The sequence below is a fragment of the Pauljensenia sp. 27098_8_83 genome (assembly GCF_041432695.1).
Classification (GTDB): domain Bacteria; phylum Actinomycetota; class Actinomycetes; order Actinomycetales; family Actinomycetaceae; genus Pauljensenia.
The window spans coordinates 1-17292 of the sequence record NZ_JAPWAD010000023.1; the positions used below are offsets into that span (position 1 = coordinate 1).

Consider the following 17292-nt stretch of genomic DNA (forward strand, 5'->3'; position numbering starts at 1 on the left):
TCCTCATAGCTCTTGAACGGCTTTGTCCCCATGCGACCTCGTGAAGATAGAAAGGGACCGGCCCTGGACTCCCACCGAGATGGGCAGCGGAACCGGTCGTGTTGACACCCATGTTAGCACACTGATGCCGAGCACGCACTAGGTCACGATTGCGCCAGGGGCTTGGCCTCTCTGTTCCGATAGGACACCCTCGGCACATGATGACCGGCTCTGACCACATCCGAAGACGTGGCGAGCCGGTACTGGTAGGACCAGTTTAGTACGTAGCTGCTGCGGTAGCCAAGAAGCGCGCAGACATCACGCGTCAGAGTGCTCCAATACCCCAATTTTCCGGCTTCCTCATGCCCCTCCACGTGTTGTGAGGGGTGAGCGCGCGCTAGTGCGCAGGGGTTTGGATGAGGCGGTGGCCTGGGAACACGAGGTGTCGGGTGGCACCTATGGGGCTCCTCGCATCCGCCATGCCCTGACGCGCGCGGGCGTGGATGTAGGTGTGCGGGCGGTCGCCGCGTCGATGCGCCGCCAAGGCCTGTCAGGCCTGAACACGCACCCGCGCCCAGCTAGGCGCGGTGGGCGTCCCCCAGTGGCCCATGAGGATCACTGCGCCCGTCAGTGGGACCAAGGCGCCCTGGACCGAGTGTGGATCACGGATTGCACCTACCTGCGGTGCGCGCAAGGCTGGGTCTACCTGTGCGCCGTGCGCGATGCGCACTCGCGCCGACTGCTCGGATACGCCATGGGTGAGCAGTAAAGCACCGACCTGGTTATCACCGCACTCGACATGGCCGCTACCACCCGTGGCGGCTTCCCCACAGGGGTCGTGCCCCACGCTGATCGGGGAACACAGTTCACCTCCCAGAAACTGGCCGCCTACATGCGCGCCGTGAAAGGAACCGTGTCGATGAGGCAGGCCGGAGTGTGCTGGGATAACGCCATGGCCGAATCCTTGTGGGCCACCCTCACAACCGAGTACTACTACCGGCGCGCCTTCACCACCCGCGACCAGGTCTACACCGGGGGTCGCCACCTGGATCGAAGACTTCTACAACCGCCGCCGCATCCACACCAGCCTGGGCGGCACCCCCCATCGAATACGAACGACACCAAGCGGCCTGGACAACAGTCGCATAAACAAACCGTCAACAACTTGCACACAGTCCCAGCCCGAGGATGTCTCATCAGAGGCACGCGCGCCTCACGCAGTTTCGGGGAACGTGGAGGTGTCGACGACGTAGCGGTAGCGCACGCGCGAGGCGACGACATTGTTGTAGGCCTCGGTGATCTCCTCACCGGTGATCATTTCGACCTGTGGGATGACGCCATGCTCGGCGCAGAAGTCCAGCATCTCCTGAGTCTCGGCGATGCCGCCGATCTGGGAGCCCGCGAAGGACTTGCCGCCGTTGACGAAGGCACGCAGCGGCAGGGAAACGGGCTCGGTGGGCAGGCCCACGTCGACGAAGACGCCGTAGGGGCGCAGGGCGGCCATGTATCCGGCGTAGTCGAGGCCGTCGGCGGAGACGGTGCACAGGATGAGGTCGAAGGATCCGCGCAGCGATTCAAGAGTCCCCTCTTCGCTGGTCGCGTAGAAGTGGTCGGCACCGAAGCGGCGGGCGTCGGCTTCCTTGGAACGGCCGTGAGAGATAACGGAGACCTCCGCGCCCATGGCCTTGGCGATCTGCACGCCCACGTGCCCGAGGCCGCCCATGCCGAGGACGGCCACGCGAGAGCCGGGACCGACGTTGTAGTGCTTGAGCGGCGAGTATGTGGTGATACCGGCGCACAGGAGGGGCGCACAGGCCGCAAAATCCAGTTCGGACGGGATGTGGAGCGCAAAGTCCTCGCGCACGGTGAAGCCGCGCGAATAGCCGCCGGTCGTCGGGTTTCCGTCGGCATCGGCGCGATAGGTCCACAGGGTGCCGGGCGTCGACGTGCACCACTGCTCATAGCCGGATTCGCACATCTCACACGAACCGCAAGATCCGACCAAGCAACCCACGCCCACGCGGTCCCCCACCTTGAACTTGGTGACGCCGGGGCCGACCTTGGCGACGATGCCGACGAACTCGTGACCGGGCACGAGGGGGTAGACGACGGGACCCCACTCGCCTCGGGCAGAGTGGATGTCGGAGTGGCAGATGCCCGCGTAGGCGACATCGAAGTAGATCTCACCCTCGCCGGGCTCGCGAATGTCGATCTGCAGGGGGTGGAACTGGGTGGTGACATCGTCGCATCCGTAGGCGATCACGCGGGGCATGACAACTCCTTTGTCCGGTCATTTAAGGATGCTACAAGCATACTGCAGAAACAAAAACCCCGGCGCACTAGCGCCGGGGCAATGGGGTGGCTGACGGGACTCGAACCCGCGACGTCCTGGACCACAACCAGGTGCTCTACCAACTGAACTACAGCCACCATCGCGTCGCCATGAAGGCAACGGGTAGAGCTTAGCACTACCCATCCGAGATTGAAAACTCGAGCACTACCCTCACGGCGGTGGCGTGCGTCACCAGTGGGCGCGAGCGGAGATCGCGTCGGCGAAATTACCGAGCGCGTGGGGGGTGGCGCCCAGGTACAGGTCCGCGTCCACGAGGGAGACCTCCATGACCAGGAAGGAGCCCTTGCCGTCGGGAACCAGGTCCACGCGGTTGAACAGGAACTGCTCATCGTGACCCAGGCGGGAGCGCACGTAGCCGTGCAGGACGCGGCGAATCTCCTCGCCCCACTGCCACGCGACGGAATCGGCGGCTTCGGCGGTCACCACGGCCTCGTGCATCTCCGGGTTGGTGACGGAGGCAGGGTGCAGGGCCGAGCGCTTCTCGACGGCGTGGGAGACCAGTCCGTTGAAGAAGACGAGCGAGATCTCGCCGTGCAAGTCGATTTCCTCAACGTAGCGCTGGATCATGACCGAGCGGCCGTCGCCGAGCAGCCCCTGCACCTGGCGCATGGCGGCCTGGCGCTGGCGCGTGTCGACGGTCGTGTAGCGGCCGATGTCGCGCACGCCGGAGGAGACCGCGGGCTTGACGACGAACTCTCCAAAAGCCGGGAAGCGCGTGTGAATCTGGTGCTTGGAGAGCTTCTGCTCGGGCTCGAGCCAATTCGTGGGAATCGTCGGCATACCGAGAGCTGCCAGATCCCTCAGGTAGTGCTTATCCGTGTTCCAGTTGAGCACGTCCTTGGAGTTTTGCACGCGGGTCAGCTGACGGGTCCAGTCGAGGAAGGCCTGGCGGTCGGAGGCATAGTCGGACACGGAGCGCACGACGACCATGCCGGCCTCGGACCAGTCGACGTCGGGATCGTTCCACACCTTGATCTGGGGGTCGCAACCGCGCGACGCCAGCTCATCGAGCAGGCCCTCCTCGCCGGGGAACAGGTGAGGCATGGACGAGCAGGTCACCAGAGTGACTTTGGGGTGAGCCGTCATAGTTATCTTTCTATCGTGTGGTGAAGGAATTAACGAGGCAGTGGCTGGGAACTCAGCGCAGGCCGAGCGGGCGCTGCGCGGCCTCGGTGAGGAGTTCGGTCAGCAGATCCGAGTAGGAGACGCCGGCGGCCGCCCACATCTGCGGGTACATCGAGATGGGGGTGAAACCGGGCATCGTGTTCACTTCGTTGATGATGACGGTGTCGGTGGCCTCGTCGAGGAAGAAGTCGACGCGCGCCAGGCCCTCGCATTCGAGCGCGTCGAAGGCACGCCACGCGGTCTCACGGATGCGATCGGCGTACTCAGGCGACACGTCGGCCGGGCAGGACAGGCCCACCACGTCGTCGACGTACTTGTGCTCGTAGTCGTAGAACTCGCCCTCGGGGATGACGATTTCGCCCAGGGGCGCGGTGCCGCTTCGCCAGTCGGAGCGCGATCCGAGGACACCGCACTCGACCTCGCGGCCGGAGATGGAGGCCTCGACGATGATGCGCGGGTCGTGGTTCGCGGCCTCCTTGATGGCCACGGGCAGGTCCTCGCGGCAGGTAACGCGCGAGATGCCGACGGAGGAGCCGGCGCGGCAGGGCTTGACGAAGACGGGGAATCCGAGGCGCTCGATGCGGTCCATGCAGGCGGAGGGGTCAGCGTCCCACTGACGGGCCGTGACCAGCTCCCAGTGGCCCACGTCAATACCGGCGGCCGCGAGCACGGTCTTGGTCAGATGCTTGTCCATCGACACCGCCGAGGAGGTCACGCCGCAGCCCACGTAGCGCACACCCGCCATCTCGAAGAGGCCCTGGATGGTGCCGTCCTCGCCGTAGGGGCCGTGCAGGAGCGGAAAGACGATGTCCACGTGCCCCAGGTCCTCCACGCCGACGACGCGCGAATCCGGCGCGTCCGGGTCACCCTCGTACGTCAGCTCGACGAGGTTGCCCTCGCCCGGGGTCAGGGCAACGCGGGTGGATCCAGCGGTCACGGACTGGCCCTTCCCGTCCTTGAATTCCAGCGCCGACGGGTCGTCAGCGACGCGCACCCACTGACCGTCACGCGTGATGCCCAGCGGGATGACATCCCACTTGGTGCGATCAATGGCGGTGAGGATGCCGGCGGCGGTCGAGCAGGAGATTTCGTGCTCGGAGGAGCGTCCACCAAAAACGATGAGGACACGAGGACGAGAAATTGCAGTCATGAGTCCAAGACTACCGCGCGGGAGGCATCTGTCGCCCGCGTGCACACCGTTCAGACGAGCTCGATTTTCCAGCCGTCCATCTTTTGCGGGCGTGCCAGCAGCATACGGCCCATGTCCTCGATGCTCGCGCGCCCCTCAACGACCTCGACGACGGCACCCGTGATCGGCATGTCGACTCCCACGGATGCGGCGACCTGCAGGATCGGGGCGGCCGAGGCAACGCCCTCGACGACGCCCGGGGACAGCGCCAGGGCCTCGGCCAGGCCCATGCCGGAGCCGAGGCGGTGGCCGAGGGAGAAGTTACGCGAGAGCCGCGATGAACACGTGGCGACGAGGTCGCCGATGCCGGACAGGCCCGCGAAGGTCGCGGGGTCCGCGCCGAGTGCGGTACCCAGTCGCGTCATCTCGGCCAGGCCGCGGGTGATGAGGGTCGAGCGCGTGTTAATCCCCAGTCCCATGCCTTCGGCCGCGCCGATAGCGACCGCGATGACGTTCTTGGTAGCGCCCGCCATCTCGGTGCCCACAACGTCGGTGGAAACATACGGGCGGAAGTAGGGGTTGTGGCAGGCCTTCGCGATCTCCTTGGCGAGCTCCACGTCTGATGCTGCGACGACCGTGGCCGTGGGCTGGCGCTCCGCAATCTCTCGCGACAGGTTCGGGCCGGACAGGACCGCGATGCGAGAGGCCGGTACGCCCGAGGCCTCGGCAATGATCTCGTCGACGCGCTTGAGGGAGCCAAGCTCAAGGCCCTTGGCCAGGGACAGGAGGGCAACGCCGGGCGCAAAAGCCTCGCGGGCGGCGCTCAAGGTGGCGCGCACGGCCTTGACGGGCACGGCCACGACGACGAGCTCGTGACCGGCCACGGCCTCGGTAATCTCGGCGGTCGCACTGATGCGATCCGACAGCGCGATGCCCGGCAGGTACGTCGGGTTCTCTCCCCCGTTGATGAACGAGATGGTGTCGGCGTTGCGCCCCCACATGGTCACGTCCACACCCGCGTCGGCGAGCACCTGCGCGAATGTCGTTCCCCACGCGCCCGTTCCCAGGATGGCTGCTGTTGTCATACTCATCGAGACCTCCTTGTCAGGGCCATTCTACTAGGATTGAATCAACCGACTGTTACCTGGAGGAACTGTGTCTCACCGCCGAAGCCTCGCCGCGAGCGCAGCGGCCTGCATCCTCCTGCTCGGCGCGTGTACGCCCGGGGACCGCACGAATACGCCTCAGTCAGCTCCGGCCTCGTCGGACGCCTCCCACTCCCCCACTGCGCCAGCGTCCACGTCCGCGAGCGACGCTCCCACTGCTGAGCCGGGGCTTGACAGCACGCGGCCAATCAACGCCGACAACTGGATGTCGAGCGTGGAGGGGTTGCCGCCGGTGCGCCCGGATGATCCGGCCAAGGCCCTGGCGCTGACGGGGATCCGCGCCGCAGTGCACAAGGGATTCACACGCGTCGTCCTAGAGTTTTCGGGCGAGGGCACGCCCGGGGTTCGCACAGCCGCGTGGACGGACGAGGCCGTCGAACAGGGCCGAGGCCTGCCCATCCAGGTAGAGGGAGGTGCGGTCCTGGATCTGGTCATCGACGGCACGCCCATGACGGCCTCCGACACCCCCTACCCGAGCGGGACGCATACGCGCGCCGGGGACCTTGATATCGTCTCGGACGGCGCCTTCGAGGACAACACGCACGTCGTCATCGGTGCACCCGCAGCGCGCGACTTTCAGATCGGATTCTTGTCCAACCCGGTGCGCATGGTGATCGATATCCGCGATTAGCCCTTCTTACGGGCCTTCTTCGTCTTCTTTGCCTTCTTGGCGAGTTCTTCCTCCCACCAGGGACCGGCCTGCGTGGCGGGGTCCCAGACCTTCTCGGGGACGGGCAGGCCGCGTAGCTTACCCACGCCCGCGCGCACGGCGTCGCTGATGCGCTTGGTCGCCTCGTTGACGGCCTCGTGGTTCTCGGAGCCCGCGGGACTCATCAGGTCGGAGAGGTCGACCGGCTCACCAAAGTGGTAGGAGACGGGGCGCCCCGGGCGCATGTCGATGCCCTTGGCGTTGTAGGGAGCCATGATGTCCTGCGGCCCCCACTGCGAGACGGGAATGACGGGCACGCCCGTATCGAGGGCCAGGCGGGCGGCACCCGACTTGAATTCCATCGGCCACTGGTCGGGGTCACGCGTGAGAGTGCCCTCGGGGAAGATGCCGACGACCTCGCCGGCTTTCAGGGCCTCGCGGGTGGGTGCCAGGACGGCCGAGGGGTTGGAGTCGCGGTTGACGGGAATCAGCCCCATGCCCTTGATGATCCAGCCGAACACGGGCACGGAGAACATCGACTTCTTCGCCAGGAAGCGCACGGCGGTGTCGCGCTTCATGAAGTACCAGCACAGGCACAGCGGGTCCACGTTGGACAGGTGGTTGGGCACCAGGAGGAAGCCGCCCTCGGCGGGCAGGTTCTCTTCGCCCGTCACGGTGAACTTGATCCAGGGCGTCATGATGGGCGTCAGCACGCCCTTCGCGAAGGTGTAAAAGCCGGAGACAGCACTCATGGCTTCATTCTACGGGGACCGCTCCGCCGGCGCGCTGGCCCACACGGACCTCACACGAGGACGGACACGACTCCCGGGGCAACATCCACGGTGAAGGGAATCGAGGCGACACGATCCCCATCTGCCATCGCGATGGTTCCCATGGGCGCGGCGAAAGAGACGACACGCGCGCTCTCCACTTCAATGGCGGGGTGAGCCTTCGCTCGTCCGGCGACGACGCTGGCGAGCACCGGCAGAGCGAGAGAGAGAGGCAGGGGGCCGACGTGGCACACCTCGAGGACGCCGTCGCTCATGTCGGAGGATTCCACCAGGGTGATACCGCCGCCGAAACGCCCCGAATTAGACACCGACGCGATCCAGCCGCTCATGTTGCGCTCAACCCCGTCCACGGTCACCACGATCTCGGTGGGTTCGTGCGAGGCCAGGGCCGCGAAGGCCCCGTAGCCGTAGGCCAGCGGTCCAGACGTCAGCGAGGACTCGTTCGCGAGGATGTTCGCGCGGGCATCCAGGCCGATCGACACGACCCCGAGGGCGAGGCGCACGCCCTCGCGCGAGCGCACCCACATACCGTCCAGGGGACGCACCCGAGAGGTCAGGGAATCGGAGGAGAGCGCCCCGGCCTCGTCGGACGTCAAGCCGAGGCGCGCCAGGGAGCGTGCGCGGGCCAGCGGATCCGTGCCGATACCCAGCGCGCGGCACAGGTCGTTACCGCGCCCACCCGGCATGGGAGCGAAGATCGCGTCGGACTCGTGGCACCCGCGCGCAACCGCGCTCAGATACCCGTCCCCGCCCAAGGCCGCGACGATTGAGCCCGCGGCAACCCCACCGGCGATCGCCGCCGGGTCGTCACCGGGAGTCGTCAGGCGAACCGCGACCTCCCAGCCGCCACCACGCAGGATGCGCACGATGCGCGGGCCCAGGCGCACGCTGCGCCCGCCCGCCGACATCGACGAGACCAGCAACAAAATGCTGCGTCGCGCGCCCGATGCGCCCATGATCTCAGACGTCCAGGTAACGCACGCGCGCATCCAGCTGATGGAGCTTGCGCGTGAAGTGCTCGTAGCCGCGAGAAATCACGTCGATACCCGACACAGTGGACGTGCCCGTCGCGGCCAGGGCTGCGATCAGGTGCGAGAAACCACCGCGCAGATCCGGGACCTCAATATCCGCGCTGTGCAGCGGGGTCGGACCCGAGATGACGGCCGAGTGGTAGTAGTTCTTCTGACCAAAACGACAGGGGGTTCCACCCAGGCACTCGCGGTAGACCTGAATGTTCGCGCCCATCTTGCGCAGCGCCTCGGTGAAACCGAAACGATTCTCGTAGACGGTCTCATGCACGATCGACAGGCCCTCGGCCTGGGTGAGCGCCACGACGAGGGGCTGCTGCCAGTCCGTCATGAAGCCCGGGTGCACGGCGGTCTCCAGGGCGATCGAGTGCAGCGGCTCGCCCGGGTGGTAGAAGCGAATGCCATCAGCGTCGATGTCGAAGGCGCCGCCCACCTTGCGGAAGGTGTTGAGGAACGTCGTCATGTCGGGCTGGTGCGCGCCGCGCACGTAGATGTCGCCGCGGGTAGCCAGGGCGGCCGCCGCCCACGAGGCAGCCTCGATGCGATCCGGCAGAGCCGTGTGACGGTAGCCGGTCAGCTTCGCGACGCCCTCGATACGGATCGTACGGTCCGTGTCCACCGAGATGATCGCGCCCATCTTCTGCAGGACGTTGATGAGGTCGAGGATCTCCGGCTCGATCGCCGCGCCCTTCAGCGTCGTAATGCCCTCGTTGCGCACGGCCGTGAGCAGGGTCTGCTCGGTCGCGCCCACGGACGGGAAGGGCAGCTCGATAATCGCGCCGTGCAGGCCGGAGGCGGGACGCGTGATGTGCACGCCGTCGGGCTGCTTGTCGACGATCGCGCCGAACTTGCGCAGCGTCTCCAGGTGGAAGTCGATGGGACGGCCACCGATCGCACAGCCACCCAGCTCGGGGATGAACGCTTCGCCCAGCTGGTGCAGCAGCGGGCCGCAGAACAGGATCGGGATACGCGAGGCACCGGCAAGCGTGTCGATATCCGAGCGCGAAGCAATCTTGACGTTGGAGGGGTCCATGCGCAGCGTGCCGCGGTCCTGATCGAAGTCGATCTGGACGCCGTGCAGGCTCAGCAGATCCGAGACCACGTCCGTGTCGCGGATCAGCGGCACGTTGTAGAGCTCAGAGGGGGTGTCGGCGAGCAGCGACGCGACCATCGCCTTGGGGACGAAGTTTTTCGCGCCGCGCACCGTGATCTCACCGCGCAGCGGATGGCCGCCCTCAACCTGAAGGATCGATGACATGAGTGCTCCTCACTATGACGTAACTGGCCCCTACTCTAGCTAGGTAGGGGCCAGTATGCGCAGTGCGTTCAGTCGCGAGCGGAGACGACGTCTTCCTTGGGCAGGAATTTCGCCGGCAGCGTGCGCGGCTTGAAGGAGGGGCGCGCCGCTTCGTAAGCCGCGATCTCGTCCTCGTGGCGCAAGGTCAGGGCGATGTCATCCAGTCCCTCCATGAGGGTCCAGCGCACGTAGTCGTCGATCTGGAAGGTGCCCGAGATCGCACCGGCGCGCCAGGTCTTATCCTCCAGCGACACGGTGACCTCGGTGCCGGGCTCGGCCTCGAGGAGCTTCCACAGGGACTCGCAGTCCTCCTGGGAAATGATGCCGGTGACCAGGCCCTGCTTGCCGGAGTTTCCGCGGAAAATGTCGGCGAACTTGGGGGCCAGGACGACGCGGAAGCCGTAGTCCTTGAGCGCCCACACGGCGTGCTCACGCGAGGAGCCGGTGCCGAAGTCGGGGCCGGCGATCAGGACGGAGCCGTTCTTGTAGGCGTCCTGGTTGAGGACGAACTCCGGGTCGCCACGCCAGGCAGCGAAGAGAGCGTCCTCGAAGCCGGTGCGGGTCACGCGCTTGAGGTAGACGGCGGGGATGATCTGGTCGGTGTCGACGTTGGAGCGGCGCAGCGGGACGCCGATGCCGGTGTGGGTGATGAACTTTTCCATGGGTACGTCAGTCTTTTCTTCCGTGGGGGACGAGGCCGGGGCCCTCCCCCGCTGTCGGGTGGCGGAGGGCGGGCCTCAGAGGTCGGCCGGGGAGGACAGGGTGCCTCGCACAGCGGTGGCAGCCGCGACGAGCGGGGACACCAGGTGCGTGCGGCTGCCCTTGCCCTGGCGGCCTTCGAAGTTGCGGTTGGAGGTGGAGGCCGAGCGGTCTCCCGCGTTCATCGTGTCGGGGTTCATGCCCAGGCACATGGAGCAACCGGCGTTGCGCCATTCGGCGCCGAAGTCGGTGAAGATCTTGTCGAGGCCCTCAGCCTCGGCCTGCAGGCGCACGCGGGCGGAGCCGGGCACGACCATGACGCGCACGCCCTCGGCCTTGTGGCGGCCCTTGACGACGCTGGCGGCGGCGCGCAGGTCTTCGATGCGCCCGTTCGTGCAGCTGCCGATGAAGACCGTGTTCACGGCGATCTCGCGCATCGGGGTGCCGGCTGTGAGGTCCATGTATTCGAGGGCACGCTCGGCGGCCGCGCGGGCCGTCTCGTCAGCGAAGTCCTCGGGGGCGGGGACGGTGGCCGAGAGCGGCACGCCCTGGCCGGGGTTGGTGCCCCAGGTGACGAAGGGCTCGATGTCGGCAGCCTCGAGGACGACCTCGGCGTCGAAGACAGCGTCCTCATCGGAGGCGAGGGAGGACCAGTATTCGACGGCGCGATCCCAGTCCTCGCCCTCGGGGGCGTGGGGGCGGCCCTTGATGTAGTCGAAGGTCGTCTGATCGGGGGCGATCATGCCGGCGCGGGCACCGGCCTCGATCGACATGTTGCAAATCGTCATACGGCCCTCCATGGAGAGCTCGCGGATCGCCTGACCGCGGTATTCCAGGACGTAACCCTGGCCGCCGCCGGTGCCGATCTTGGCGATGACGGCGAGGATGATGTCCTTGGCCGTCGATCCCTCAGGCAGGGATCCGTTCACCGTAATCGCCATGGTCTTAAAGGGGGCCATCGGCAGGGTCTGGGTGGCGAGCACGTGCTCAACCTGGCTGGTGCCGATGCCGAAGGCCAGTGCGCCGAACGCGCCGTGCGTGGAGGTGTGGGAGTCGCCGCACACGATGGTCATGCCAGGCTGGGTCAGGCCCAGCTGAGGGCCGACGACGTGAACGATGCCCTGGTCGGCGTCCCCCAGGGAATGCAGGCGAATGCCGAACTCCTCGGCGTTCTTGCGCAGGGTGTCGATCTGGGTGCGGCTCGTGATGTCTGCGATGGGCAGGTCGATGTTGACCGTGGGCGTGTTGTGATCCTCAGTCGCAATCGTCAGATCGGGGCGGCGAACCTGTCGTCCGGCGAGGCGCAGCCCCTCGAACGCCTGGGGGCTCGTCACTTCATGCACGAGGTGGAGGTCGATGTAGAGCAGGTCGGGGGCACCGTTCTCCCCCTTGGACACAATGTGGTCTCGCCACACCTTTTCTGCCATCGTTCCGCTCATTATTCCTCCTCTGGTCCCCACTTTGGAGACACGGTGTCATACGTACGTCGCAATCAATGGAACCGCCTTATCCGCCATGCGACCCGCTGATCTCACGTCTCGGACGCACCTTTGACCTGTTTCACTATCCGACAATTTGCTATCTCAAAAGCTGAGATATTAAATAGTTGTATGGAAGAGCAAACATCCAGTGGCGTTGGCGTTCTTGACAAAGCTGCGCTGGTTCTCAGCGCTCTTGAAGCAGGACCCGCCACCCTCGCCCAACTCGTTTCCAGCACGGGGCTCGCACGCCCCACCGCCCACCGACTGGCCGTTGCCCTCGAATACCACCGCATGGTCGCCCGCGACATGCAGGGACGTTTTATCCTCGGCCCCCGCCTCCAGGAACTCTCCTCCGCCGCCGGCGAAGACCGCCTCCTCCAGGCATCCATGCCGGTCCTCCAGGCACTGCGCGACCACACGAAGGAATCCTCCCAGCTCTTCCGCCGCCAGGGAGATTACCGCGTGTGCGTGGCGGCGTCCGAACGCGAGATGGGCCTGCGCGACTCGATCCCCGTGGGCGCCACGCTCTCCATGAGCGCCGGTTCTGCCGCTCAGGTTCTACTGGCCTGGGAAGAGCCCGACCGTCTCCACCGTGGCCTATACGGTGCGTCTTTCAACGCCACGATGCTCTCCGAGGTGCGCCGCCGCGGCTGGGCACAGTCCGTGGGCGAGCGCGAGCCGGGCGTTGCCTCCGTCTCCGCACCCGTGCGCGGCCCGTCCGGCCGCGTCCTGGCAGCCCTGTCGATCTCCGGCCCCATCGAGCGCATGGGTCGCCAGCCCGGACGCCAGCACGGCCCCTCCGTCATGGCGGCCGCCAACAGGCTCACGGAGTTCCTCTCCACCGTCGAAGACGCCGCGGACCTGTAAGCCGCAACCGCCGACAACAGAAACGGGTGGGCCGGGACGATTGAATCGTCCCGGCCCACCCGCCGTTTCAGGGCTCCCGCTACGCGACCCAGCGACCAGAACGGTCGAAGGTGTAGGCCGTGCCGCCGATGACGACACGCCCGGTCGCCATGGCGCCCGACGCCTGGCAGAAGTACCAGCTGTCGCCGTCCTTGACCCATCCGATCGCCATCTGGCCCGACTCCGTCAGGTAGTACCAGGAGCCGCCCACGGCAGCCCAACCGGTGGCCATCGTGCCGTTACCGTTCAGGTAGTACCAGGCACCGCCCAGGTTCACCCAGCCGGTGGCCATCGAACCGCTTCCGTTCAGGTAGTACCAGATGTTGCCATCCTTGAGCCAGCCGGTCGCCATGGCCCCGGTATCGGGATCCAGGTAGTACCAGGTGCCGCCCACGGCAGCCCAACCGGTCGCCATCGCGCCGGACGGGGCGTAGTAGCGCCATGCGCCGTCCTCGACCTGCCAGCCGGTCTTCATCCAGCCATTCGCGTCGAAGGAATAGGTGACGCCTCCGCGCACAACGCGCTCGTTCGCGGGGTAGCTTCCGTCCGCGTAGCGCAGCCACCAGCGGCCATCACCGGAGGCGACCCACTGGGCAGTCTCCGGGTCCGGAGCCGGGTTGGCGTTCGGATCGATGCGGTCGCCCGCCGCCTGCGTGAAGACAGCAACCGTGCGAGCGGGCACCGTCACGGAACCCGTCTTCGCGTCGAAGGATGCGTCCTTGACGACCGCGTCAGAGCCATTCGCCTGAGCCTCGTGCAGCTTGAAGACGCGCCCTGCCAGGCCATCAACAGCCGTCGTCATGGTCTTATCCGTCGCGTTAAAGACGACGAGAGCACCGTCGAGCGCCGCGTCAACGTCGTTGCCCGCCCCGGCCTCGTCGTTAATGAGCATGACAATCGTGCCGTCCACGGCCCCCTCACCCGAGTTCGGGAAGGACACCTTGGAACGAATCAGATCGGCGCTGCCCAGCGTGAACAGGCGCGAGGACGAGCGCACGCGCAGGAAGTCCATCGCGATCTCCGAGGAGGTATCGATCTGCTCGGGGCTCGGCTTCAGATCGGGGTTCTCCAGCAGCGGACGCATGTGATCCCAGGCCGCGCCGTTCTTTGACTTCACGGGCAGGCCGTGGCCAAAACCGTTGTCGTGCATGGTCCAGTCGATCGCGTTGTAGTAATCACCGGAGTTGAAGGAGTCGCGGTCCAGGGACTTCGAGCGCAGCATCTCCGTGCCCGACGCCCAGAAGGAGGGCGACTGCGACAGGGCCACGGAGGCCTGGCTGATCAGCGACATGCGCACGCGGTTCTCCATGGGAGCATCCGCCGGCATCTTGTAGGTGACCAGGTCGAAAAGCGTCTCGTTGTCGTGAGCATCCACGTAGTTGACGTTCTCGGCAGGCTGGGAGGCAAACCCCGCGCCCTGACCGTTGTAGTCCAGCTGGGCACCCGAGACGGTCTTGCCGTCGTAGGTGGTCAGCGTGTAGTCCTTCAGGTTGCCCGCCAGGCCCAGCTTCACCAGGTCCACGCGGTGCAGGTAGTCGGCGCGACGCTCCGACTCCGGGCGGGTGTCGAGGCCGTTGAAGTCCGAGAACGCGCCCGAGCCGAAGCCCTGGAAGACGCGGTGGTCCTCGTCGAAGGGACCGCCGCCGTGCACGGCGTCACGCAGACGGTCGTTGAACGCGCCGATGCCCGTGCCGTCCAGCTGACCCTGGGTGGCCTGGGTGAACAGCGCGTTGTTCGCGACCTCACCGAAGTTCCAGCCCTCGCCGTAGATGTACAGGCGCGAACCGTCCACACCGTCCTTCTCGAGCGTCAGGGACTTCAGAGCCTCCTGCGCGCGCTTCATCTCAGCGGCCGGGTGGTGGCCCATGAGATCAAAGCGGAAGCCATCGACGTGGTAGTACTTCGCCCAGTGGATCATCGAGTCGATCATGAGGTGCTCGCTCATCGCATTTTCGGTCGCGACGTTCGAGCAGCAGGTCGAGGTCTCGACACCGCCAGAGGCATTGAGGCGCTGGTAGTAGCCGGGCACGACTCGGTCAAGCACGGAGGTGGCCGACTGTCCCGCCGCGGGCGTGTGGTTGTACACCTGGTCGAGGACCACCTGCATGCCGATCGAGTGCAGCCCGCCCACCATGGAGCGGAATTCACGCACGCGCGCGCCACCGTTCTGATGCGAGGACGTCGCGTAGGAGCCCTCGGGGGCCATCCAGTGCAGCGGGTCGTAACCCCAGTTGTAGGCGTCCTGGTCCGCCACTGCGGACACCGCGGCCTGCTGTTCCTCGGACGCCGGGCCAGCATCCTCGGGGATTGCTGGCGTCTTCTGCTCGGCGCGCTTCTCGGGGATCGTCGCGATGTCGAAGGTGGGCAGCAGGTGCACCGTGTTCATGCCGGCGCGGGCCAGCTCGTCCAGGTGACGCATGCCGTTGGATTCGAACTGCGTGAAGGCCATGTAGGTGCCGCGCATGTACTCGGGCACCGAGGTGTCGGCAGCGGAGAAATCGCGCACGTGCAGCTCGTAGATCGAGCGCTGCGCATCATCCTGGATGACGGGTGCCTTCGAGTTCGTCCACACGGCGGGCACGGTTGAAGGGTTATTCATGTTGACTGCGACCGAACGCGTCGAGTCCACTGTCAGGCTCACCGAGTAGGGATCGGTCACGAGGTTCTTCTCGACCTTGCCCGTTTCGGGCACGTAGACGGTGACCTCCCACAGGTACTGGGCGCCCTCGTGGATCTCGCCGGCAGCGTTGTCCACGCTCCAACGACCGTCGTCGCCACGCACCGCTTCGGTGCGCAGGCCATCGCCTGGGATATCAGCGTCGGAACCGCTCGGCGTGGAGGTGTTCCACGACACCAGCGCCACGCTCTTCGCCGTGGGTGCCCACAGCGCGAACGTCGGGTTTCCGGCCTCGTTCCAATTCACGCCATACGAGGCCTGGGTGGCCGCCTGCGCGTACAGGGAGTCGAGGACAGGAGCGATCTGCACGCCGGTAAAAGCGTTGACGCTCTCCCCCGACTTCTGGGCGACCGCGATCTGACCGGTGAGGGCCTCGCGAGCCACGGCCTCGTCGATGGGGGCCTTCAGCGCGATGTAGCCGTTGAGATTGGGATGCGCCGTCGTCACTTCAGCGGGCAGGTCGCCGGCCACGGTCAGGGCGGTCGTCGTGGCCCCAGTGACCGCACCGTTCGACAGTCCTGCGCCACCCTCAGGGGCGGTCACCAGCTCGTAGGACAGCTTCGCAGAGCCGTCCAGCACCTGCGCCCGTGTGACGCCTTCAGGCAGAAGGGAGGTCGGCCACGCGAGAATGTTCGAGGTCACCCAGTAGGCGCGCTGCTCACCGTTGCCTGCGACCGGGGCGTCAGCGCTGGCGATAGCAACCTTGTGCGTCGAAGAATCGTAGGTGAAGGTCACGAGCTTGTTCGCTTTCGTTGCAAACTGATAGTTGGCTCCGCCGACGGTGCCATCCTGCCCGTAATTCTCGTTGTCGGATCCGCCGATGGCAACCTTGAACTCGTAGTCACCCTCGGGCAACGCGGTGGTCGAATACGTGTACGTGCCATCGCCCGTCGGCTCCAACAGAGGCGCCAGACACTGAGCCTGCCAGTTGTCTGAACAGCCGAGCGCCTTCTGGAACGTACCGGGCAGCGTCACCGTCTGATCGGTCGCCGTATTCCACACGCGGTGCGTCGCCCGGTCGTAATAGAAGGTCACAGACGTCGTTTCGTTGAGTGTATAGGAGATGTTCGCTCCCCCCGCTGCGCCCCCGGCACCGTAGGCCGTATCCCAGGAGCCACCCTCAGCGACCTTGTACTGGTAGTCTCCGGCCGGCAGGGTGAACGTCGCGCTGTAGACACCGGTCGCGTCACGCGTGAGCGCCGCCTTAGCGCAGTCTGGCGCCCAATCGGCGTCGCATCCCATCGCCTTGTTATGGCTGCCGGGGATTGTCACCAGGACGTCCGCGCTCGCTTGCGCACCTCCCGCATCGGCGGTAGTCGCCACACTGCCCTGGTTTGACGCATCCGTCTCGGGAGCAGCCCACGCGGCTGGCACAACACCCCCCATCACAGCAATTGCAGCGCCAACGCCCAGCGCTCGGCGCAGCGTCGTCCTGTTGAGTCGGTATGTCACGACAGACTCCCTCGTCTAAAAGCGGTCCCCTCCCATGGGGGCTGCTTCTAGGTTAGACACACTGCAACGGTTCCGAAACTTTTCTGCAAAGGACAAGACAAAACGCGGACCGAGTGGTTAACAAAAAACCTCGTCACTACAATGGTGACGAGGTTACTGGTACCCCCAGCCGGATTTGAACCGGCGTTAACGCCGTGAGAGGGCGTCGTCCTAGGCCGCTAGACGATGGGGGCCTTGATTCACTGATGAACCGTACCCCCAGCCGGATTTGAACCGGCGTTAACGCCGTGAGAGGGCGTCGTCCTAGGCCGCTAGACGATGGGGGCCTTCACTGAAACTTTCGTTTCAGATCGCTGGGGTACCAGGACTCGAACCTAGAATGGCTGAACCAGAATCAGCTGTGTTGCCAATTACACCATACCCCATTGGGTATCACCCGCTTCGTTTTCACGTCGCTGGCGACAGGAGATAACTGTAGCGGACTGAGGCCCCCATGCCAAATCGAAGGCCAGTGGTCCCGATCACCCATGCGCTACTCCCCCACGACCGAGCCTCCTCCA

General features: G+C 65.9%; 13 protein-coding genes and 4 tRNA genes. 3 read left to right on the forward strand and 14 right to left on the reverse strand.

Annotated features, from left to right (window positions below; translation table 11 throughout):
• The first annotated feature begins 403 nt into the window (after positions 1–403).
• Positions 404–748, forward strand: a complete 345-nt coding sequence (locus O3656_RS08410; RefSeq protein ID WP_500063543.1) for an IS3 family transposase — start codon at positions 404–406, stop codon at positions 746–748.
• Positions 749–1192: 444 nt separating this feature from the next.
• Here the strand turns inward: O3656_RS08410 and O3656_RS08415 are convergent, their stop codons facing one another.
• From O3656_RS08415 to O3656_RS08435, 5 genes are all read right to left on the reverse strand, one after another.
• A complete protein-coding gene (locus O3656_RS08415) occupies positions 1193–2251 on the reverse strand; it encodes an NAD(P)-dependent alcohol dehydrogenase (RefSeq protein WP_500063545.1) in 1059 nt (352 codons plus the stop codon).
• A gap of 82 nt (positions 2252–2333) precedes the next feature.
• Positions 2334–2409: transfer RNA gene (locus O3656_RS08420), tRNA-His, on the reverse strand.
• Between the two features lie 91 nt (positions 2410–2500).
• Positions 2501–3418, reverse strand: a complete 918-nt coding sequence (locus O3656_RS08425; RefSeq protein ID WP_500063546.1) for an ATP-grasp domain-containing protein — start codon at positions 3416–3418, stop codon at positions 2501–2503.
• A gap of 52 nt (positions 3419–3470) precedes the next feature.
• Entirely contained in the window at positions 3471–4607 is a 1137-nt protein-coding gene (locus O3656_RS08430) for a D-alanine--D-alanine ligase family protein (protein WP_500063547.1), read from the reverse strand.
• Between the two features lie 50 nt (positions 4608–4657).
• Entirely contained in the window at positions 4658–5677 is a 1020-nt protein-coding gene (locus tag O3656_RS08435) for an NAD(P)H-dependent glycerol-3-phosphate dehydrogenase (protein WP_500063548.1), read from the reverse strand.
• Positions 5678–5741: 64 nt separating this feature from the next.
• On the opposite strand from O3656_RS08435, the gene O3656_RS08440 reads away from it, so the two are divergent.
• A complete protein-coding gene (locus tag O3656_RS08440) occupies positions 5742–6383 on the forward strand; it encodes an AMIN-like domain-containing (lipo)protein (protein WP_500063549.1) in 642 nt (213 codons plus the stop codon).
• Here O3656_RS08440 and O3656_RS08445 read toward each other — a convergent pair.
• The 5 genes from O3656_RS08445 to leuC form a co-directional block, all read right to left on the reverse strand.
• Complete coding sequence (locus O3656_RS08445) at positions 6380–7153, reverse strand: lysophospholipid acyltransferase family protein (RefSeq protein ID WP_500063550.1); 774 nt, start codon at positions 7151–7153, stop codon at positions 6380–6382. The two genes, O3656_RS08440 and O3656_RS08445, sit on opposite strands and share 4 nt — an antisense overlap.
• 50 nt (positions 7154–7203) lie before the next feature.
• Positions 7204–8148, reverse strand: a complete 945-nt coding sequence (locus O3656_RS08450) for a diacylglycerol/lipid kinase family protein (protein ID WP_500063551.1) — start codon at positions 8146–8148, stop codon at positions 7204–7206.
• A 4-nt stretch (positions 8149–8152) separates the two neighbouring features.
• On the reverse strand, positions 8153–9478 hold the full coding sequence (gene murA / locus O3656_RS08455) for a UDP-N-acetylglucosamine 1-carboxyvinyltransferase (protein WP_500063552.1): 1326 nt from the start codon (positions 9476–9478) through the stop codon (positions 8153–8155).
• Positions 9479–9546: 68 nt separating this feature from the next.
• Positions 9547–10179, reverse strand: a complete 633-nt coding sequence (gene leuD / locus O3656_RS08460; protein ID WP_016461243.1) for a 3-isopropylmalate dehydratase small subunit — start codon at positions 10177–10179, stop codon at positions 9547–9549.
• 75 nt (positions 10180–10254) lie between these two features.
• Positions 10255–11655, reverse strand: a complete 1401-nt coding sequence (gene leuC / locus O3656_RS08465) for a 3-isopropylmalate dehydratase large subunit (protein WP_500063554.1) — start codon at positions 11653–11655, stop codon at positions 10255–10257.
• Between the two features lie 171 nt (positions 11656–11826).
• On the opposite strand from leuC, the gene O3656_RS08470 reads away from it, so the two are divergent.
• Complete coding sequence (locus tag O3656_RS08470; protein ID WP_003793025.1) at positions 11827–12564, forward strand: IclR family transcriptional regulator; 738 nt, start codon at positions 11827–11829, stop codon at positions 12562–12564.
• Positions 12565–12643: 79 nt separating this feature from the next.
• Here the strand turns inward: O3656_RS08470 and pulA are convergent, their stop codons facing one another.
• The 4 genes from pulA to O3656_RS08490 all read right to left on the reverse strand — a co-directional run bounded on the left by pulA (position 12644) and on the right by O3656_RS08490 (position 17157).
• Positions 12644–16732 carry a pullulanase-type alpha-1,6-glucosidase gene (gene pulA / locus O3656_RS08475; RefSeq protein WP_500063555.1) on the reverse strand — a complete coding sequence of 1363 codons (4089 nt, stop codon included), beginning with the start codon at positions 16730–16732 and terminating at the stop codon, positions 12644–12646.
• Between the two features lie 157 nt (positions 16733–16889).
• Positions 16890–16965, reverse strand: a tRNA-Glu gene (locus O3656_RS08480).
• 20 nt (positions 16966–16985) lie between these two features.
• A tRNA-Glu gene (locus tag O3656_RS08485) sits at positions 16986–17058 on the reverse strand.
• A 27-nt stretch (positions 17059–17085) separates the two neighbouring features.
• Positions 17086–17157, reverse strand: a tRNA-Gln gene (locus O3656_RS08490).
• Positions 17158–17292: the final 135 nt, after the last annotated feature.